Consider the following 18,114-nt stretch of genomic DNA (forward strand, 5'->3'; position numbering starts at 1 on the left):
CGCGCACCGGTTGAGCCAGGGTCAGGCGGCCAGCCACCCGCCGGTGAACCCGGCCGCCTCCAGCCCGCGCCGGATCACCTTCGATCCGCGCATCACCTTCCAAACGAAATCGCTGCGATAATTCGCCGCCTGCAACAGGATCGGTCCCTGATCGATGCCGATATAGTCGGTATCGACCCAGCCATGCTTGCCGTTGATCCGGCCGTTGGCGAGCTTCTTGTCGGTCCAGGTGAAGCTGGGGTTGAACGAATCGAGGAAGCCGTACTGGCTGTAGAGGCCCGGCCATTTGCGCAGTGCGTTCGCGGCCGGGATCACGATCTCGGGCGCGAAGGGCAGCGAGCCGAGCGCCGCGGTCGGCGCGAGCGTGCCGTCGTCATACGCGTCGGGCTGGCCCAGCGGCCCGCGCGCCGAATAGGCACGGAACGTGGCCGTCCGCCCCTTGAAGGGAAGGTTGTATCCGCCCGGCCCGTCGCAAGCCGTCAGGCCCCAAATGTCCTTGGAATAGCCGGTCCAGCCCATCGGGTTGGCGATGGCATAGGCGCGCTGCGCATGCGTCGCGCGGCGGCTGTTCTCGAAATAGTCGATACCCGCTTCGCGCATCACCTTGTCGCGGATGCCGCGGAAATCGACCCAGACATGGCTGTACTGGTGTCCGAACAGCGGCGCAAAGGCGAGGTGACGGGTCTCGCCCTGCCCGCGCCAGCAATGGTCGTACTTCGCGGTCCACACGTCCCAGCTGTTCGCCGGCACCGGGTGCGTCGGCGAGGCAAGCGCGAGGATGTAGACGCACATCCCCTCGTTATAACCCTGCCAGCTCGCCGGGATCAGGCCGCGCTCGGGGTGCCAGCCCATCGAAATCGGCGCGCGGCCGTCGCTGCGGAAGAAGTTCCAGTCGGCACGGGCGTAGATGTCGTGCGCCAGCTTGCGGATCTCGGCTTCGACAGCGTTGTCGGCGCTGAAATACTCGGCCGCGAACAGGATGCCCATGAACAGAAGTGTGGTGTCCACGCTCGAAAGCTCGTTGGTGCGGAACCGGTGGCCGGTCTCCATGTCGATGAAGTGGTAGAAGAAACCCTTGTGGCCCGCGGTACCGCTCGGCTCCGGTCCCTGCGGCGCGTTCCAGAAGAAACGCAACGTGGTCAGCGTCAGCTCGGCCGCCTCGGCACGCGTCACCCAGCCGCGCTCCACGCCCACGGGATAGGCGGTCAGCGCATAGCCCACAGACGCGATCGAGCAGAAGGACTTGCTCGGCCAGCGATCGGGCACCAGCCCGTTCTTGCGGTTCGCCGTCTGCCAGAAGAAGTCGAAGGTGCGCTTCTCGAGATCGGCGTACCAGCCGGGCAGCGCCGGTTTGGCAGGGCCGGCCAGCAGCGGGCGGGCGCATGCCGGGGTCAGTGCGGCGGCGCCCAGCGCGGGCGCGGCGAGCAGGGACCGGCGGGTGATCGGGAAACGCATCGTCATATCCTCTCCAGATGTTCCTGTCGTTCAGTCGCGCGCCGCGGTGGTGCCGCGCACCACCAGTTCGGCGTCGTGGCGTTCGGCGCGCTGATCCGCCGGTCCGCCTTCGAGAATATCGATCAGCCGCTCGATCGCGCGCGCGCCCATCTCGGCGATCCGCACGCGCACCGTGGTGAGGCCGAGATAGCGGGCCAGCGGCACGTCGTCGAAGCCCGCCACGGCGATCTCGCCGGGGACGTCGGCCCCGCCGTTGCGCAGCGCCTGAAGGCAGCCGATCGCCATCATGTCGTTGGCGGCGAACACGGCATCGCACGCGATACCGTTGGCGCGGATCGCATGGGCTGCAGCTTCACCCGCTTCCTCGGAAAAGTCGCCCGCCAGCACGACCGGTTCGATCCCCGGCGCATGGCGGGCCATGGCTGCGCGATAGCCCTCGACGCGTTCGCGCGCATCGACATTGCCGTCGGGTCCGGCGATGTGGACGATCCGCTTGCGGCCACCGGCAACCAGATGCGCGACCATCGCCTCCATCGCCGCGACATTGTCGAGCCGTATCGTGGGGCGGTCGTCGATCTCCTCCGGGCCGTTGATGAACAGCGACGGCAGGGTCGGGGGCAGCGCCGACTGGAGCATCCCGGCGGAAAGGTGCGGCGCCATCACGATCAGCCCGTCGACGCGCCCGCGCATCGCACGCAGCGCGTTGGCAGCCTGTTCGCTCTCGTCATGGATGTTGGACAGCAGCAGCACATAGCCGCGGCGGCTCGCTTCGCGATCCATGCCGCGCACGAACTCGCTGAAGAACTCGCCGTGCAGGTCGGGCAGCACGACGCCGACAGCGTGGGCGCGGGCGAGGCTCAGGCTGCGCGCGCCGGCGTGCGGGACGTAGCCCAGCTCGGCTGCCGCGGCCATGACGCGGTCGCGCGTTTCCTGGCGGACATTGCCGAGCCCGTTCAATGCGCGCGATACCGAAGCGATCGATACCTGCGCCCGGCGTGCCACATCGCGGATCGTCGCCTCGGCCATCTACCCTCTCTCCCCCGGAACGATTACGTATTCGGGCGGATCATTCGCGATTGCAAATTGCAAGTTTCAACGGCATGTAACCGGTTACTGTTCGGCGCGACAAGCCCAAAACGATGGGGGCCGCCCGATCAACTCGCATCCCTCGCGCCGTTGCGCGATGCGTTCAGGAGAGGACTAGAAATGCTCGACACCCGGATTTCCCGCCGCGGGGCGCTGATGGGCGCTGGTGCGATCGCGGCGTGGCTCCACAGCCCGGCGCATGCGCTGCTTAGCCAGGCTGCAACGGTCGAGGTTCCTCCGTTCATCGACGCGCTGATCGCCAAGATGACGCTCGCCGAAAAGGCGGGCCAGCTCAGCCTGATGGCTTCGGCCTGGGGCGGCAGCACCGTGATCAACCCTGCCAGCGGCTCGAACGCCAACTTCGAACAGCAGGTCGAGGAAGTCCGCAAGGGCATGCTCACCGGCGTGTTCAACGGCAGCGGTACGCATATGTGCCGGATCATGCAGACTGCGGCGATGAAGGAGTCGCGGCTCAAGATCCCGCTGATCTTCGCCGCGGATATCATTCACGGCCACCGCACCATCTTCCCGGTTCCGGTGGGCGAAGCCGCGAGCTTCGATCCGGCGCTGGCGGAAAGGACTGCGGCCGCTGCATCCTACGAGGCCGCTGCCGCGGGTATCGACTGGACCTTCGCGCCGATGGTCGACGTCGCACGCGACCAGCGCTGGGGCCGCACCATGGAGGGCGCGGGCGAGGACGTGCATCTCGGCAACCTCTTCGCCGCGGCGCGCGTGAAGGGCTTCCAGGGCGCCAGCCTCAAGGCGATCGATACGATGATGGCCTGCGCGAAGCACTTCGCCGCTTATGGCGCGGCCGAAGCGGGGCTTGATTACAACACCGTCGACGTATCGGAACGGACGCTGCGCGAAGTCTATTTCCCGCCCTTCCAGGCGGCGTTCGGCGCGGGCGCACTGTCGGCCATGTCCTCGTTCAACGAGATTTCCGGAATCCCCTCGAACGGCAATGAGTGGCTGATGCGCACCGTGCTGCGCGACGAGTGGAAATATCAGGGCTTCGTCGTTTCCGATTATACCGGCGACATGGAGATGATCGACCACGGCTTTGCCGCCGATGCCCGCGAGGCGACCAAGATCGCCTTCATGGCCGGGGTCGATATGAGCATGACCAGCGGCTTCTATCGCGATCACCTGCCCGACCTGGTCGAGAAGGGCGAGGTGCCGATGGCGCGGGTCGATGAATCGGTCCGCAAGGTGCTGGCGATCAAGGCCAAGCTCGGCCTGTTCGAGGACCCGTTCCGCCGCATCGACGAGAAACGCGAAGCCGCACGCAGCCGCACCAAGGCGACGCTGGCGCTTTCGCGCGAGATGGCGAAGAAGTCGATCGTCCTTCTGAAGAACGAGGGCGATGTCCTGCCGCTGCGCAAGGGTGGGCAGAAGATCGCGATCATCGGCCCGTTCGCCGCGGGCCAGCACGACCTCAACGGCCCCTGGTGCGTCTATGGCGACAACAAGCTCGCCATCGATCTCGAAACCGGCGTGCGCAACGCGCTGGGCAAGAACGCGCAGATCACGGTGGTGGAGGGCTCGCAGGTCGAAGCCCCGCTTCCCGGCGGGATCGAAGCCGCGGTCGCCGCTGCCCGCAACGCCGACGTCGTTCTGCTCGCGATCGGTGAGAGCGAGCGCATGTCGGGCGAAGCACAGTCGCGCACGAGCATCACCGTTCCCGCGCCGCAGCAGGCGCTGGCCGAGGCCGTGGCCGCGACCGGCAAGCCGGTGATCGTCGTGCTCAAGAACGGCCGCGCGCTCGCGCTGGAGGGCGCGGTCAAGAACGCGCCCGCGATTCTCGTCACCTGGTTCCTGGGGTCGGAGAGCGGCAATGCGATCGCCGACGTACTGTTCGGCGACTACAGCCCCTCGGGCCGCTTGCCGATGAGCTTCCCGCGCGAGCCGGGCCAGCAGCCCTTCTACTATTCGCACAAGCCCACCGGCCGTCCGAACCCGAGCGACGACAAGCTCGAGGAATACAAGACCCACTATCGCTCGATCCCGAACTCGGCGCTCTACCCGTTCGGTCATGGTCTGACCTACGGCAAGATCGACTATGCGAACCTGACGCCCGACAAGGGAACGCTGGCCTGGGATGGGGAGATCGCCTTCACCGCGACGATCACCAACCGCGGCACCCGCGCGGCGGAGGAAGTGGTTCAGCTCTACATCCGCGATCGCGCCGCGAGCATCACCCGCCCGGTCCGCGAGCTCAAGGCGTTCCGCAAGATCGCGCTCGCGCCCGGCGCGTCGGAAACGGTGCGCTTCGTGCTGAAGCGCGCGCAGCTCGAATTCATCGGCCGCGATTTGAAGCCTACGGTCGAGCCGGGCCTGTTCGACGTCTGGATCGCGCCGTCGGCTCAGGCGCAGGGGGTTCATTCGACCTTCACGCTTACCGCCTGATCGAGACGCTTTCCCGGCCCTGCGGCCGGGGGTCCGGCACCGCTTCCCCCTCCCTCCCCGGGGCGGTGCCGGACCGCGTTTGGGCTTCCCTACTTCCTCAGATCCCTCACGATCCGCGCGTGCTCGCCGCGGCCCAGCGGGTTCAGCGCCATCAGCACGCACGACAGCGCCAGGAAGCCGAGCGGCACCAGCGCGATCGTCATCCGCATCGCCGACAGCGTCGCCGCGCTCTGGCCGACATTGGCGACATAGCCCGCGCGCTCGAACCCCAGGCCGATGATCGCCGTCGCGATCCCGATCGCCACGCGCTGCAGCAGCGCCGCCATCCCAAACACCGCGCCCTCGACGCGCAATCCGGTGCGCTGCTCGCCATATTCGATCGTGTTGGGCAGCATCGCCCAGAAGACGAAGTTGAGTCCGACAATCATCGCCTGCATCGCCATCAGATAGGCCTGCATCACCCCCGCGCGATGAATGTCGAACAGCGCGAACAGCGCGAGCCCGATCATCGCCAGTGCCGCCGCGAGGAACCACAAAGCGCGCGTCCCCACGCGCCGCTGGATCAGCATCCACAGCGGCACCGACACCGCGCTCACCACGCTCATCGACGCCAGCGCAAGCTGTCCGCCACCCTCGTCGCCGAGGAAATATTTGAAGTAATAAAGTACCGACTTGTTGAGGATCGTCACCGCGACGATCATCGCCACCATGGCGAGGTTGAGCGTCACGAACGCCCTGTTCCCCGCGATCGCCTTGAGCGCGATCCATACCGGCACCGGTTCGCGCCGCTCCGGAACGTCGGCCTCGCGATAGGTTATGCCCACCCAGGCGAGGATCGCCGCCCCCGCCAGCGCGGACAGCAATGCCGCGCCCAGATAGGCGTCGGCCGCAGCCTTGGTTCCGAGCAGCAGCCCGCCCAGCGGCACAGTGCCCAGCGCGACCACCACCGCCGCCAGCGTGCCGGACAGCATCCGCACCCCGGCGACATAGGCGCGATCGTTGCTGTCCGCGCTCACCCGCGCGCTCATCGCGAGATAGGGCAGGTTGATGAAGGCATAGGCGGTGCGGAACGCGATATGCCCGGCGAACACCCCGACCATTCCCCACCAGCCGGGCACCACCGGCGGCAGGTACGCAAGCACGAACCCCAGCCCCAGCGGCACGCCGCCGATCGCGACCAGCCGCCCGAGCCCGCCCTTGGGCTCGCGCCGGTCGGCCAGAATGCCGGCCGCGAAGTTGGCGACCCCGTCCCATACCGACGCTGCCATGAAGATCGCGGCCGCCGCTGCGACCGGCAGGCCCAGCGCGTCGGTATAGTAGAACAGCAGGAAGAGCATCGCGCTCTGCCAGTAGAGGTTGAACGCAAAGTCCCCGAAGGCGAACAGCGTCAGTCGCGCGCGGGAGGGGCGGATCACGGACCGACCAGGGTGATCGTTGCGGCCCCGGCGGAATCGGGCAGGGTGAAGCGGACCCGGTCGGCGCTCTCGTCCATTCTTGCCGCGATCGTCCGCCGCCCAAGGCGGACCGCGCCGAGATCCGAGACGGCATGCACCGTCATCGCGATTTCGCGCCACCATGGCTTGAGCTTGCCCTGTCGCGCGTCGAGATCGATCCGCAGCCCCTTCTCGGTCGTCGAACAGCGGAAGCTCTGGCGCAGATAGGCGCCGCGCGCGATCGCGTCGGCCTTGCCGTCGTCGAGATAGAGCGTGCCGCTGCAATCGTCACCGGGATAGACCAGCAGTTCCAGCGCGCCCTTGGGCGTCTCGCTCAGGCTCTGCACCAGCGGCTGGCGCGGGATGATCGCGCCGGCGCGCACGAACACCGGCAGCCGGTCGATCCGCGGGGTCTCGGTCACGCTGTCGGCGGTCTTGCCCGCTGTCGCCACCACCGAACGTCCGGTCCAGTAATCATACCACCCGCCCTTAGGCAGGCAGACGTCATAGGGTTGCGGCGATTCGGGCTTGGGCGATGCGGCGACCATCAGGTCGCGGCCCAGCGTGAAGCTCATCGGCGAATCGCAGCCCGACGAGGCATAGTTGTAGAAGACCGGACGCATGATCGGATCGCCCGACCGCGCCTGCTGCTCGGCCACGGCATAGAGATAGGGGAACAGACGATAGCGTTCCTCGATCGCCGCGCGGCGCAGCGCGAGATGTTCGGGTCCATCGACCCATGGCTCGCTGCGCGGCGTATTCACCGCGGCATGGACACGCATCACCGGGGTGAACGCGCCGATCTGCATCCAGCGCGTCAGCAGCTCGGGGCTCGGCCCGCCGGTGAACCCGCCGATATCCGCGGCGCTGTACGAAAAGCCCGACAGGCCGAGATTGACCAGCTGCTGCACCGACAGTTTGAGGTGGTCCCAGGTGGCATTGTTGTCCCCGGTCCAGGTCACCGCGTAGCGCTGACCCCCGGCATAGGTCGCGCGGGTCATCACGAACGGGCGTGCGGCGGAATCGAGCCTCTTCAGCCCCTCGAACGTCGCGCGGCTGTTCTGCATGCCATAGACATTGTGGACTTCGGCATGGCTCGCCTCACGCGTTGCAAACCCGTCGCCCTCGATGCGGTGGACGGTGTCGAGCGGCATCGTCTTGCTCGGCGTCTCGAAGATCGCCGGCTCGTTCATGTCGTTCCAGAAGCCGGCGATCCCCGCGCGCACGAAATCCTTGTACAGCCCGCCCCACCAGTCACGCGACGCTTCCCGGGTGAAGTCGGGGAATACCGAATCCCCCGGCCATACCGGCGCGACATAGGTGCGGCCCTTGGCGGTGCGCAGGAAGTGATTGCCCGCTGCGCCGCTGTCAAACGGCGCATAGCCCTGGCTCGGCGCGTGCGCGATATGCAGGTCGGTGATCGCCACCAGCCCGATCCCGTCGCTCTTCAGGTCGCGCGCCAGCCTGGGCAGGTCGGGAAAGGTCTTGGGGTTGGTGGTGAAGGGCCGGTTGCGGTCCTGGAAATCGATGTCGAGCCAGATCACGTCGGTGGGGATGCGTTCCTTGCGCAGCCGTGCCGCGAGGTCGCGCACCTCGGTGTCCGACATGTAGCTGTAGCGCGATTGCTGATAGCCCAGACCCCACGGCGCGATCAGCGGCGCCGTGCCGGTCAGGCCGTGATAGCGCTGGACCACCTCCGACAGCATCGGCCCGGCGATCAGATAATAATCCACCGGGCCGTCCGGCGCGCCGATCTTCAACTCGCCATCGCTGCGGTGCCCGAAATCGAACCAGCTTCGCGTCGGATTGTCGAGGAACAGGCCATAGCTGCCGAACCCGCCGCCGGTGGTGACGTAGAAGGGGATCGACTTGTAGGTCGGGTCGGTCTCGCGGCCATAGCCGAACGTGTCGGTGTTCCAGTGGACATAGCTCGCCCCGCGCCGGTCGAACGGGCCGGTCTTGTCGCCCAGCCCGAAATAGCGCTCGCCGACCGGCATCGCGAACGACAGCTCGAAGCTCCCGTCCGCGCGCATCACCGGATCGGCATTGTCGGCCATGACCAGCCGCCCGCCGCGCTCATGAACCGTGAGACGCAAGGTGGCAGGGTCCACCTTCACCGTCAGCGCATCGGTGTCGAAGCCGTCGCCACGCGCGCGTACCTTTGTCGATCGCGTCCGCACCTCGGCGGGTACCGCCCAGCTCGCATCCTCGGGCCATTGGCCGTCGCGCGCCATGCGCACGCGCAGCACCGATGCGGACAGCGCCGTCACCCGCACCGCCATCCCGCCGCGCGTCACCTCGACGCCATTGTCCAGCGCCCGCACCTGCGCCGCCGCAGGAGCAGCCATCGCGATTGCTGACAAGGTTGTCAGAAGCAGTCTCATCCGATCCTCTCCGGTACGCGCATACACGATCGCTATTCGGCGGCGAGCAGCGACTCCGCGCCGCCCAGATCGACCGATACCAGCCGGCTCACGCCGCGTTCGACCATGGTCACGCCGAACAGCCGGTGCATGCGGCTCATCGTCGCGGCATTGTGGGTGACGATCAGGTAGCGGGTCGCGGTCTCGCGCGTCATCGCGTCGAGCAGGTCGCAGAAGCGCTCGATATTGGCGTCGTCCAGCGGCGCATCGACTTCGTCGAGCACGCAGATCGGCGCGGGGTTGGTCAGGAACAGGGCGAAGATCAGCGCCACGGCGGTCAGCGCCTGCTCGCCGCCCGACAACAACGTCAGCGACTGCAGCTTCTTGCCCGGCGGCTGGGCCATGATCTCCAGCCCTGCCTCCAGCGGGTCGTCCGAATCGACCAGTTCCAGATGGGCCTGCCCGCCATTGAACAGCGTGGTGAACAGTCGCCGGAAATGCTGGTCGACCGCTTCGAATGCAGCGAGCAGCCGCTGGCGCCCCTCGCGGTTGAGCGTGCCGATGCTCCCGCGCAGCCGGTGCACCGCCTGAATCAGCTCGTCGCGTTCCCTGGCGCTGTTCTGCGCGCTGGCGGTCAGCTCGGCCAGCTCGGTCTCGGCGACCAGGTTCACCGGCCCGATACGCTCGCGTTCGGCGATCAGCCGGTCGTGCGCGGCGGATTCGTCCTGCGGTCCGCGCACCGTCTCCTCGGCGAAGCCCGCGCGTTCGGGCAACAGCGGTGGCGGGCATTCGAACCGCTCGCCCGACAGCCGTCCCATCTCGATGCGGCGCATCTCCTGATTTTCGTGCCGCGCCACCGCGCCCGCCCGGCCCTCGCGCGCCTCGGCCAGCGCCTCGCCCGCGGCACGCACGGCGCCCTCGGTCTCGCGTAGCGCGCCTTCCGCCTCGCGCTCTGCCAACTGCGCCGCGGCACTCTCGATCCGTGCTTCTTCGTTGGCCTTTTCGGCGAGCAGGATCGCCTCGTCGAGTTGAGCGGGCTTGTCCTTCAGCGCCTCTGCCGCCTCCGCCAGCTCGATGGCGCGCGCATCCATCTCGGCGATGCGCTTGGCCGCTTCCCCGGCGCGGGCCTTCCAGCTCTTGCTCTCGGCGATCGACGCCGCCAGCCGCTCGCGTGCCGTCGCCATCTCGCGTTCCAGATTGCCGCGTTCGGCCCGTGCGTTGGCCGCCGCGTTGCGCCGCGCTTCAGCTTCGGCGGTCAGCGCCGCCACCCTCGCCCGCGTCGCGCTGCCATCGGGCAGTGCCGCGCGGGCCGCTTCCGCGCGCTTGAGCTCACCACTGGCCTCTTCCAGTTCAGCCGCCGTCCGCGCGCGCCGCGCCTCGAGGTCCGCACGCTGGCCGTCGAGCCGTTCGAGCGCCGCGGCCGCGCGATCTTCCGCCCGCGCCGCCTCGCGCGCCGCGGTCTCGCTATGGTCGAGCAGGCGCTTGCATTCCGCCGCCGCGCGCCGCGCCTCGGCGATGTCGCCGTCGATCCGCGCCAGCTCGGCGTCGGCGGCATCGACCGCGCGCACCGCCGCCGGGCGCGCCTTCTCGATGGTGCGCAGCCGGTTGACCCGCTCGAGCCGCTCGGCCGCCGCCGCGCCGCCGCTCTTCGCGACATAGCCGTCCCAGCGCCGCAGCACGCCCGCCAGCGTCACCAGTCGTTGCCCCACGGCAAGCGGCTGGCCGTCGTCACTCTCCGTCACCAGAACCTGCGCCAGCCGCCGCGCGAGCACGCCGGGCGCTTCGACATGCCGGGCCAGCGGCGTGGTTCCCGATGGTGCGCCGGGGTCGCCCTTCAGCACCTCCGCGCCCGCCCAATGGCGTTCGTCGGCCGGGTCGAGTCCGGCCTCGAGATCGTCGCCCAGCGCCGCGGCGAGCGCGCGTTCGTAGCCGGGATCGACCTTCAACCTGTCGAGCAGCCGGTCCTTGCCGCTCGGCCGCGTCGCCTTGGTCAGCGCCGCCGCCTCGCTGTCGAGCTGCGCCAGCTCGGCATGGGCTTCGGCCCGTGCCGATTGCGCCCGGGTGCGTGCGTCGATCGCTCCACGCTCGGTCGCGTCGGCGCGGGCAAGGCCGGTGCGTGCGGTCTCGGCCTGGCGTTCGGCCTTGGCCTTGTCGTCCGCTGCCTTGGTCCGGGCTTCCTTGAGCGGGGCGGGATCGCCCAAAGCGTGAATCTCGGCGGCGACGCGCGCAACGTCGCGTTCCGCGCGTTCCACTCTTCCCCTCGCAGACGTGAACGCGGCCTCGGCGACCCGCGCTTCGGCTGTTTCACTTGCCTGAGCGGAAAGTGCCTGTGCCAAACCAACTTCGGCGTCTCTCGATTCCCCCTCCGCCCTCGCCGACGCGGACTCGAGCGACGGCATCCGCGCCTGCGCATCCTTGATCCGCGCGTCGAGGACCCTGGCCTCGTCCTCCAGCCGCGCCAGCGCATCGGCGGCGTCATGTGCCAGCGCGCCTTCGCGCCCCTTGTCGCCTTCCAGCCGCGCGGCGCTGTCGGCCAGCTCGGCGATCCGCCGCTCGACGCTCGCCCGCTCGCCGCGCAGCCCGGCCAGCGCGTGCATCGCCTCGCTCGCCCGGTCGCGCACCGCCAGCGCAGCGCCGCGCGCGCTGGCCAGCCGGTCCGCCACCTCGCGCTGCGCCGCCAGCGCATTCTCCTGCGCCTGCGTTCGTTCGGCGACCCGCGCCTCCGCCGCCGCGGCCTCCTTCTTCGCTGCGTCGGCCGCGCTCGCCGCCTCGCGCCAGCGCGCGAAGATCATCCGCCCCTCGGCGGTGCGGATCTTGTCGGACAGCTCGCGATAGCGTTCGGCCTGCCGTGCCTGCCGCTTGAGCGCACTGGCCCTCGCCTCCTGGTCGCCGATCACCTCGTCGAGCCGGGTGAGGTTTGCCTCGGTCGCGCGCAATTTCTGCTCGGCGTCCTTGCGCCGCACGTGCAGGCCGGAGATGCCCGCCGCCTCCTCCAGCATCTGCCGCCGCTCGCCGGGCTTGGCCATGATGATCGCGCCGATCCGCCCCTGGCTCACCAATGCAGGCGAGTGGGCGCCGGTCGCCGAATCGGCGAACAGCAGCGCGACGTCCTTGGCGCGGACATCGCGCCCGTTGATGCGATAGGCCGATCCCGCGCCGCGCTCGATACGCCGGACGACCTCCAATTCGCCATCGTCTCCGGGTTGCTCGGCCAGGATCGAGACTTCGGCGAAGTCGCGCTGCGGGCGCGTCGCCGTCCCCGCGAAGATCACGTCTTCCATGCCCGCGCCGCGCATCGACTTGGCGCTGTTCTCACCCATCGTCCAGCGCAGCGCTTCGAGCAGGTTGGACTTGCCGCAGCCGTTCGGGCCGACGATCCCCGTCAGCCCGGGTTCGATGCGCAGGTCGGCGGGATCGACGAAGCTCTTGAAGCCGGTCAGGCGGAGCCGCTTGATCTGCACCTTAGGCTTGCGCTCCCCCCGCCCGGATCATCGTCAGGCGCCTGCAGCCTTCAGCGCCGCCTCGACCTGCGGCCAGCTACCGGTGTTCTCGAGCACCTTGCCGTTCAGGATGAAGGTCGGCGTGCCGGGAATATTATACTCCTTCTGCGCAGCCTCGTTGCCCTTGACCAGTGCGTCGATCGCGCCCTGATCGGCGAGGCACTGGCGTGCCTTGGCCTCGGGCACGCCGCGCTGCTGGACGAAGGCGAGATAGCCATAGCGTTCGGCGAGCGCTGCGGTGCGCTGGGCCGGTGCCATCGCCTCGACCTGCTGGAAGAAGGGATCGCCTTCCTTGGGGCCGCCCTGGAGCAGCGTCGCCTGCTGCTCGTACATCTGGTCCATGATCGCGAAGAACGGGCCGGGGCCCGCGCACTGGCCGAGCAACGCCGCGCCCAGATCGATCGGGTTGAGCAGGAAGTCACGGAATTCGAAGCTGACCTTGCCGGTCGAAATCTTGGCCTTGAGCGGCTCCATGCCGGTGGTGGCGAAGGCCGCGCAGTGGCCGCAGGTCCGCGATCCGTACTCGATCAGCTTGATCGGCGCGTCGGGGTTGCCCATGCGGAAGCCGCCCTCGGCGGTTTTCTCGACCTTGTCGGTCCATTGCGTCCCCGCCGGCGCAGAGGCGCCCGCTACGGGTGCGGCCGGCGCCGTGGCCGTGCTGTTGCCGCTCTCGCTGCCGCCGCACCCCGCCAGGATCGCCGCGGCTGCCAGGCCAATCGCAATACGCATCAGTTCTTCTCTCCGTTCGAAAAAATGCTCAGCGCGCGCCGGCGGCGCGCAGTTCGGGTTGCAGCGTCGACCAGTCACTGCCGCCGGTCGCCTTGCCGTTGACCGTGAAGCTGGGCGTTCCCTTGATGGCTTCCCAGGCTGTCTTGGTCATCGCTGTGACCTTGTCGAGGTCGGCGGGCGCGGCAAAGCAGCGGTCGATCGCCGCGGCAGACATGCCGCGCTTCTGCATCAGTGCCGACAGTCCCGATCCGTTCGCCGCAGCCTTCAGCCGGGCGAGTTCGGGCTGTGCCTGGATCGAGGCGGCATTGGCCTGCCACCAGGTCCGGCCTTGTTCGAACCAGCTAGGCTGCGCGGCGAAGATCGCCTGGGTCGCACCGCTGAACCCCTTGGGCCCGGTGCAGCGCGCAAGCAGCGCCGCCGCCATGTCGAGCGGATCGCGCACCGCGTGGCGGAACTCGACCCGCACCACGCCGCGGCGAACCAGATCGTCGTAGAGCGGCGCCTTCGATTCCGCGACGAAATGCGCGCAATGCGGGCAGGTATAGCTCAGATACTCGACCAGCTTCACCTTGGCGGCCGGGTTGCCGGTCAGGATCGCGCCCGATGTCGTCTGCACGACATGGTTGCGCCAGTCGCTCACCTTCGCTGCCGGCCTGGTGGGCTTTGCCTGTTGCGCGGCGGCGCTGGCGACCATCAGCGGTGCTGCGATCAGGGCGAGGGACAGGTAGAGCGAGCGCATCAGTCGATCTTTCCAAGTTTGAGCACGGGCGCAGCCACGCCCGCTGCCAAGCCTTCGAGTACCGCGCGAAGTTCGGGATCGGCGATCGCGCGCAGGCTCTCGCCCATTTCAGCGGGGATGGGGGCGGGGGCGGCCTTGGGCACGGGCATCGGCGCCTTGGCCACTTCGCCTTGCCGGATCGCGACACGCGCGACTGCGGGGTAGCCGAAGAAGCGGTTGACCCGTTCCATGATCTCGGGCGCGATGTGCATCATCATCGGGGCATGTGCGCCCTGCACGACCAGGTTGAGCACTCCATTGGCCCGCTCGCCGCGTGGAAAGCGGATCGATTCGGGCGCGGAGACTCCGGCATAGCGTTCGCCGACGATCTCGCTCCAGCGGCGCACGACCGCGCTTTGAACGAAGCCGAACTTGCGGAACGCGACCCGGCCGACATCGGGCACCAGATCCGCCACCGGGCGGATGCGGTTGCTGCGCTTGGGTTCGTCGGTGGTGGCGCGCGGCTTACTCATCGCGTCAGTCCATGCCATAGCCGGGGCGTGCCCGCCAATCCTTCTCGCGACATCGCCAATCACGTCTCCGGGCCGCTGCTGCGCTGGTACGACGCCAATGCTCGCGTGCTGCCATGGCGCGCGCCGCCGGGCAGCCCGCCGCCCGATCCCTATCGGGTGTGGCTGTCCGAAGTGATGCTCCAGCAGACCCAGGTCGCGACGGTCATTCCCTATTTCGAGAAATTCACCGCGCGCTGGCCCGATTTCGCAAGCCTGGCGGCGGTCGAGGATGCCGATCTGATGAGCGCCTGGGCCGGCCTTGGCTATTATGCTCGCGCCCGCAACCTGCTCGCCGCCGCGCGTGCGATCGCGGGGGAGCATGGGGGACGACTGCCGGCGGACGAGGCGGCGTTGCGCAGGCTTCCCGGCTTCGGCGCCTATACCGCGGCGGCGGTCGCGGCGATCGCGTTCGGGCAGCGTGCGGTGGTAGTCGACGGCAATGTCGAGCGGGTGGTCGCGCGGCTGTTCGCGGTGGCCGATCCGCTGCCGGGCGCGAAGCCGCGCATCCGCGACCTCGCCGATTCGATCACGCCGGACGCGCGTGCGGGCGATTTCGCGCAGGCGATGATGGATCTGGGTGCGACGATCTGTACGCCGCGCTCGCCCAGATGCCTGCTCTGCCCGCTTGCCGATCGGTGCGAAGCACGCGCCGCGGCGACACCCGAGGCCTTTCCGGTCAATGCGAAGAAGAAGGCGCGGCCGGTGCGCTACGGCACTTTCTTCTGGGCCGAACGCGACGGCAGGGTGCTGCTGGTCCGCCGGCCGGACACGGGGTTGCTGGGCGGGATGCGCGCCTTTCCGACGGGTGTCTGGTCCGAATCGCCACCGGCGCTGGCCGACGCGCCCTTTGCTGCGGACTGGACGCTGCGCAACGCCACGGTGCGCCACGTCTTCACGCATTTCGAGCTGATTGCCGCGCTTGCGACTGCAACGATCGGCGGCCACATAGACGCACCGGACGGCGAATGGTGGCCGATCGCCGATCTCGACTCGGCGGGGCTGCCCACGGTGTTCGCCAAGGCGGTGAAGGCGATCGGGAGGAGCGAATGAAGCGTTTCTGGCTGGCTGGCGGCGTTGCGGCGCTCGCGATTTCCCCGGTCGCTTTGGGGCAGGCTGTCACATCGGCGTCGGTGGAAGAAGCCGTCCGGCCGGATTCGGTTCTAACGCTTGCCAGCGCCTATGTCGTCGACAGGAAGGCTCCGGGCATTGCCATCGCCTATGCCAAGGGCGATCATCCGCCGGTTCTGGCTTCGGCTGGTTCGATCGCGGACGATGCGGGCGCGGCGAAGGCAAGCGCCGATTCGCTGTGGCGCGTCTATTCGATGACCAAGCCCATCACCGGCATTGCCGCGATGATGCTGGTCGAGGACGGCAAGCTCGGGCTCGACCAGCCGGTGAGCGACTTCATCCCCGGCTTCAGGTCGATGAAGGTGCTGACCGATCCGGGGAACAGCCTCGCCAGCCGTCCCGCGGCGCGACCGGTCACGGTCCGGCATCTGCTTACCCACACCGCGGGTCTTGGCTATACCATCGTGACCAAGGGGCCGCTGCTCAAGGAGTATGAGCGGCTCGGCATCACACCGGGCGCAGTCAATGCGTCGATCGAGGCCGAGGCGCGCAAGGCGCGGCCGACCTCGCTCAAGGAATTCGCGGATCGTGTCGCGACACTGCCGCTGATCGCCGATCCGGGAACGAAATGGAGCTACTCGATCAGCCTCGACGTGCTTGCCCGCGTGGTCGAGGTCGCGGGCGGGATGCCATTCGAGCGCTTCGTCCAGACGCGGCTGTTCGACCCGCTCCAGATGAAGTCGAGCTATTGGAGCGTGCCGGAAAGCGAGATCGGGCGGTTCGCGACCAACTATCTCTGGGCGGGCGACAATCGCATCCCGTTCGATCCGGCAAAGGGCTCTGTCTATGCCGCGCAGCCGTCCTTTCCCTATGGCGGGGCGGGACTGGTCATGTCGGTGCGCGACTATGACCGCTTCCTGCACATGCTGCTCAACGAAGGCACGCTCGACGGTGCCAGGGTTATGAAGCCCGAAACGGTGCGGCTCGCCATGTCGAACCTGCTGCCGGCGGGCGTGGTGTTCGCGGGCGCGCCGGGCGGCAGCGGCGGCGACACCGCGCCGAAAATGGGCTTCGGCGCGGGCGGCTCGGTCTATCTCGAAGGTGTGCCGGGCGGGCCGGGCAAGGGCACCTTTGGCTGGGGCGGGGCGGCAGGGACGATCGCCTGGGCCGATCCGGCGAACAAGGTGCGTGCGACCGTGATGGTCAACTACTTCCCCAGTGACAAATGGCCGCTGCGCGCCGATGCGGTCAAAGCGGTCTATGCGGATGTCGCACGCTGATGCGTGCCGATGTCGGCTTCACCGGTGCGCGACTCGACCGCGCCGACCGCGAACGCAATGATCCGCAGGCGCTTGCCGCCGCGTTGGCCGACCGGCGCGCGCGGCTGCTGAAGCTCGATGGCCTTGAACCCGAGGTCGATGGCGAGGGGCAGCTGGTCTGGACCAGCCTCGCCGATCTGCCCGAGAGGGCCGAGCCGCTGTTCCTCGGCTATATCGGCGGCACGCCGCATTTCGTGCCGCTGGCGATGGGGGAACGGCACGGCGTTGCGCGCTCGCCCGCCCTGTTCCAGATGCTCGGACTGATGCCCGCCGATCAGGCCGGCCTCTATGCCTGCGCGCGCAGCCTCGTCGACTGGCACCAGCGTCATGGCTTCTGTCCGGCCTGCGGTGGCGCTACCGATCCGTTCCGCGCGGGCTGGGCGCGGCGCTGTCCTTCCTGTGCCGCCGAGCATTTTCCGCGCACCGATCCGGTGGTGATCATGCTCGCCGAATATGAGGGCCGTGCGCTGCTCGGCCGTCAGGCGGCCTGGCCCGCAGGCCGCTATTCGGCCCTCGCCGGTTTCGTCGAGGTGGGCGAATCGATCGAGGAGGCGGTCGCGCGCGAGACGCTCGAGGAAGCCGGCGTCGCCGTGCGCGATGTTCGCTACGTCGCCAGCCAGCCCTGGCCGTTCCCGTCCTCGCTGATGATCGCCTGCATCGCGCAGGCCGAGGGCGATTCGCTCACCCTCGACACCGACGAGCTGGAGGACGCGATCTGGGTGACGCGGGACGAGGTGCGCGCGGCGCTCGACGGGCATCCGGACGCCCGATTCGGCGCGCCGCCGCCCTATGCGATCGCCCACACGCTGCTGCGTGCGTGGCTGGGCGACTAGCCTGCCTGGATCAGTTCGATCGTCTCGCTTTCGCCGAAGCCGAAATAGGGGATGCTCGCAGCGTAGAGTGCCAGGCCCGCGAGAATCAGGAAGGTGAGGACAATGCCGATCGCGCGGCCGGGCCTCCATCCGTCCATGCCGAAGGGATGAAGGATTCGCGCGACGACGAACAGTGCGGCGACGCCCCACAGCCAGTCGACGGTTCCCACCGCCAGCTCGATCAGCGCGATCAGGATCAGCACGATCGGCGCATATTCGGCGAAGTTGAGCTGCGCGCGCATCCGGGCGGTCAGCCGCTCACTGCCGCCGTCTCCGATCGAGATCTTCTCTGCCCGCCGCACCATCCCGACTCGCATGGCGAGCCAGAGGTTGAGAATTGCACACGCGGCAGTGGTGGCGAGCGCCACGGGCAGGATAATCGCGTCCATCGCTTTTGGTTTCCCCTTTTGACCACGCCTCGCTGCCACGCCGCGCGCCGCCTTGCAACTTGAGCGGAAATCGGTATAGGCGCTCGCTCGCTTTGCGACAGGCCTGACCGGCGGTCCGGCGAGTGCCGGAACCTCGGCGCTTGCCCGAACGCCGTGCCGGGCGTATCGCGATCCAGTTTTTGACGACACGAATTCAAGAAG

13 protein-coding genes are annotated in these 18,114 nt (G+C 68.5%); 4 read left to right on the plus strand and 9 right to left on the minus strand.

Going from position 1 to position 18,114, the window contains the following annotated elements; all coding sequences use genetic code 11:
• Positions 1-21 precede the first annotated feature (21 nt).
• Both BDW16_RS11380 and BDW16_RS11385 read right to left on the minus strand, forming a co-directional pair.
• Positions 22-1,455 (minus strand): glucoamylase family protein, encoded by a 1,434-nt coding sequence (locus BDW16_RS11380; protein WP_066572951.1) that lies wholly within the window; start codon positions 1,453-1,455, stop codon positions 22-24.
• A 30-nt stretch (positions 1,456-1,485) separates the two neighbouring features.
• Entirely contained in the window at positions 1,486-2,481 is a 996-nt protein-coding gene (locus tag BDW16_RS11385; protein ID WP_066572721.1) for a LacI family DNA-binding transcriptional regulator, read from the minus strand.
• 180 nt (positions 2,482-2,661) lie between these two features.
• On the opposite strand from BDW16_RS11385, the gene BDW16_RS11390 reads away from it, so the two are divergent.
• Entirely contained in the window at positions 2,662-4,950 is a 2,289-nt protein-coding gene (locus BDW16_RS11390; RefSeq protein WP_066572717.1) for a glycoside hydrolase family 3 N-terminal domain-containing protein, read from the plus strand.
• Positions 4,951-5,039: 89 nt separating this feature from the next.
• On the opposite strand, the gene BDW16_RS11395 is transcribed toward BDW16_RS11390, so the two are convergent.
• From BDW16_RS11395 to BDW16_RS11420, 6 genes are all read right to left on the minus strand, one after another.
• Positions 5,040-6,365: an MFS transporter gene (locus BDW16_RS11395; protein ID WP_066572716.1), complete on the minus strand. Its 1,326-nt coding sequence runs from the start codon at positions 6,363-6,365 to the stop codon at positions 5,040-5,042.
• Positions 6,362-8,731, minus strand: a complete 2,370-nt coding sequence (locus BDW16_RS11400; RefSeq protein WP_241230432.1) for a glycoside hydrolase family 31 protein — start codon at positions 8,729-8,731, stop codon at positions 6,362-6,364. Before BDW16_RS11400 ends, BDW16_RS11395 begins: the two co-directional genes overlap by 4 nt.
• A 68-nt stretch (positions 8,732-8,799) precedes the next feature.
• Positions 8,800-12,207, minus strand: a complete 3,408-nt coding sequence (gene smc, locus BDW16_RS11405) for a chromosome segregation protein SMC (RefSeq protein WP_066572710.1) — start codon at positions 12,205-12,207, stop codon at positions 8,800-8,802.
• Between the two features lie 33 nt (positions 12,208-12,240).
• Entirely contained in the window at positions 12,241-12,975 is a 735-nt protein-coding gene (locus tag BDW16_RS11410; RefSeq protein ID WP_066572708.1) for a thioredoxin domain-containing protein, read from the minus strand.
• Between the two features lie 28 nt (positions 12,976-13,003).
• A complete protein-coding gene (locus tag BDW16_RS11415) occupies positions 13,004-13,714 on the minus strand; it encodes a DsbA family protein (protein WP_066572706.1) in 711 nt (236 codons plus the stop codon).
• A complete protein-coding gene (locus tag BDW16_RS11420) occupies positions 13,714-14,226 on the minus strand; it encodes a DUF721 domain-containing protein (RefSeq protein WP_100362861.1) in 513 nt (170 codons plus the stop codon). Before BDW16_RS11420 ends, BDW16_RS11415 begins: the two co-directional genes overlap by 1 nt.
• Before the next feature lie 27 nt (positions 14,227-14,253).
• Here BDW16_RS11420 and mutY point away from each other — a divergent pair, with 27 nt between their 5' ends.
• The 3 genes from mutY to nudC are packed head-to-tail and all read left to right on the plus strand — an operon-like array spanning position 14,254 to position 17,485.
• Complete coding sequence (mutY, locus tag BDW16_RS11425) at positions 14,254-15,315, plus strand: A/G-specific adenine glycosylase (RefSeq protein WP_241230431.1); 1,062 nt, start codon at positions 14,254-14,256, stop codon at positions 15,313-15,315.
• Positions 15,312-16,613 (plus strand): serine hydrolase domain-containing protein, encoded by a 1,302-nt coding sequence (locus BDW16_RS11430; protein ID WP_066572705.1) that lies wholly within the window; start codon positions 15,312-15,314, stop codon positions 16,611-16,613. The genes mutY and BDW16_RS11430 overlap by 4 nt, the downstream gene beginning before the upstream one ends.
• Positions 16,613-17,485: an NAD(+) diphosphatase gene (nudC, locus tag BDW16_RS11435; protein ID WP_066572704.1), complete on the plus strand. Its 873-nt coding sequence runs from the start codon at positions 16,613-16,615 to the stop codon at positions 17,483-17,485. Before BDW16_RS11430 ends, nudC begins: the two co-directional genes overlap by 1 nt.
• On the opposite strand, the gene BDW16_RS11440 is transcribed toward nudC, so the two are convergent.
• The gene (locus BDW16_RS11440) at positions 17,482-17,913 is read right to left on the minus strand and encodes an MAPEG family protein (protein ID WP_066572701.1); all 432 of its coding nucleotides are present in this window, start codon (positions 17,911-17,913) and stop codon (positions 17,482-17,484) included. The genes nudC and BDW16_RS11440 overlap by 4 nt on opposite strands.
• Positions 17,914-18,114 lie beyond the last annotated feature (201 nt).

The organism is Sphingomonas koreensis, assembly GCF_002797435.1.
Lineage (GTDB): Bacteria > Pseudomonadota > Alphaproteobacteria > Sphingomonadales > Sphingomonadaceae > Sphingomonas > Sphingomonas koreensis.

Bases quoted from the DNA above. Each gene is read 5' to 3' on its own strand.
- BDW16_RS11380 (WP_066572951.1), bottom strand. From the start codon at position 1,455: ATGCGTTTCCCGATCACCCGCCGGTCCCTGCTCGCCGCGCCCGCGCTG.
- BDW16_RS11385 (WP_066572721.1), bottom strand. From the start codon at position 2,481: ATGGCCGAGGCGACGATCCGCGATGTGGCACGCCGGGCGCAGGTATCG.
- BDW16_RS11440 (WP_066572701.1), bottom strand. From the start codon at position 17,913: ATGGACGCGATTATCCTGCCCGTGGCGCTCGCCACCACTGCCGCGTGT.
- BDW16_RS11415 (WP_066572706.1), bottom strand. From the start codon at position 13,714: ATGCGCTCGCTCTACCTGTCCCTCGCCCTGATCGCAGCACCGCTGATG.
- BDW16_RS11410 (WP_066572708.1), bottom strand. From the start codon at position 12,975: ATGCGTATTGCGATTGGCCTGGCAGCCGCGGCGATCCTGGCGGGGTGC.
- BDW16_RS11420 (WP_100362861.1), bottom strand. From the start codon at position 14,226: ATGAGTAAGCCGCGCGCCACCACCGACGAACCCAAGCGCAGCAACCGC.
- nudC (WP_066572704.1), top strand. From the start codon at position 16,613: ATGCGTGCCGATGTCGGCTTCACCGGTGCGCGACTCGACCGCGCCGAC.
- BDW16_RS11400 (WP_241230432.1), bottom strand. From the start codon at position 8,731: ATGGCTGCTCCTGCGGCGGCGCAGGTGCGGGCGCTGGACAATGGCGTC.
- BDW16_RS11430 (WP_066572705.1), top strand. From the start codon at position 15,312: ATGAAGCGTTTCTGGCTGGCTGGCGGCGTTGCGGCGCTCGCGATTTCC.
- BDW16_RS11390 (WP_066572717.1), top strand. From the start codon at position 2,662: ATGCTCGACACCCGGATTTCCCGCCGCGGGGCGCTGATGGGCGCTGGT.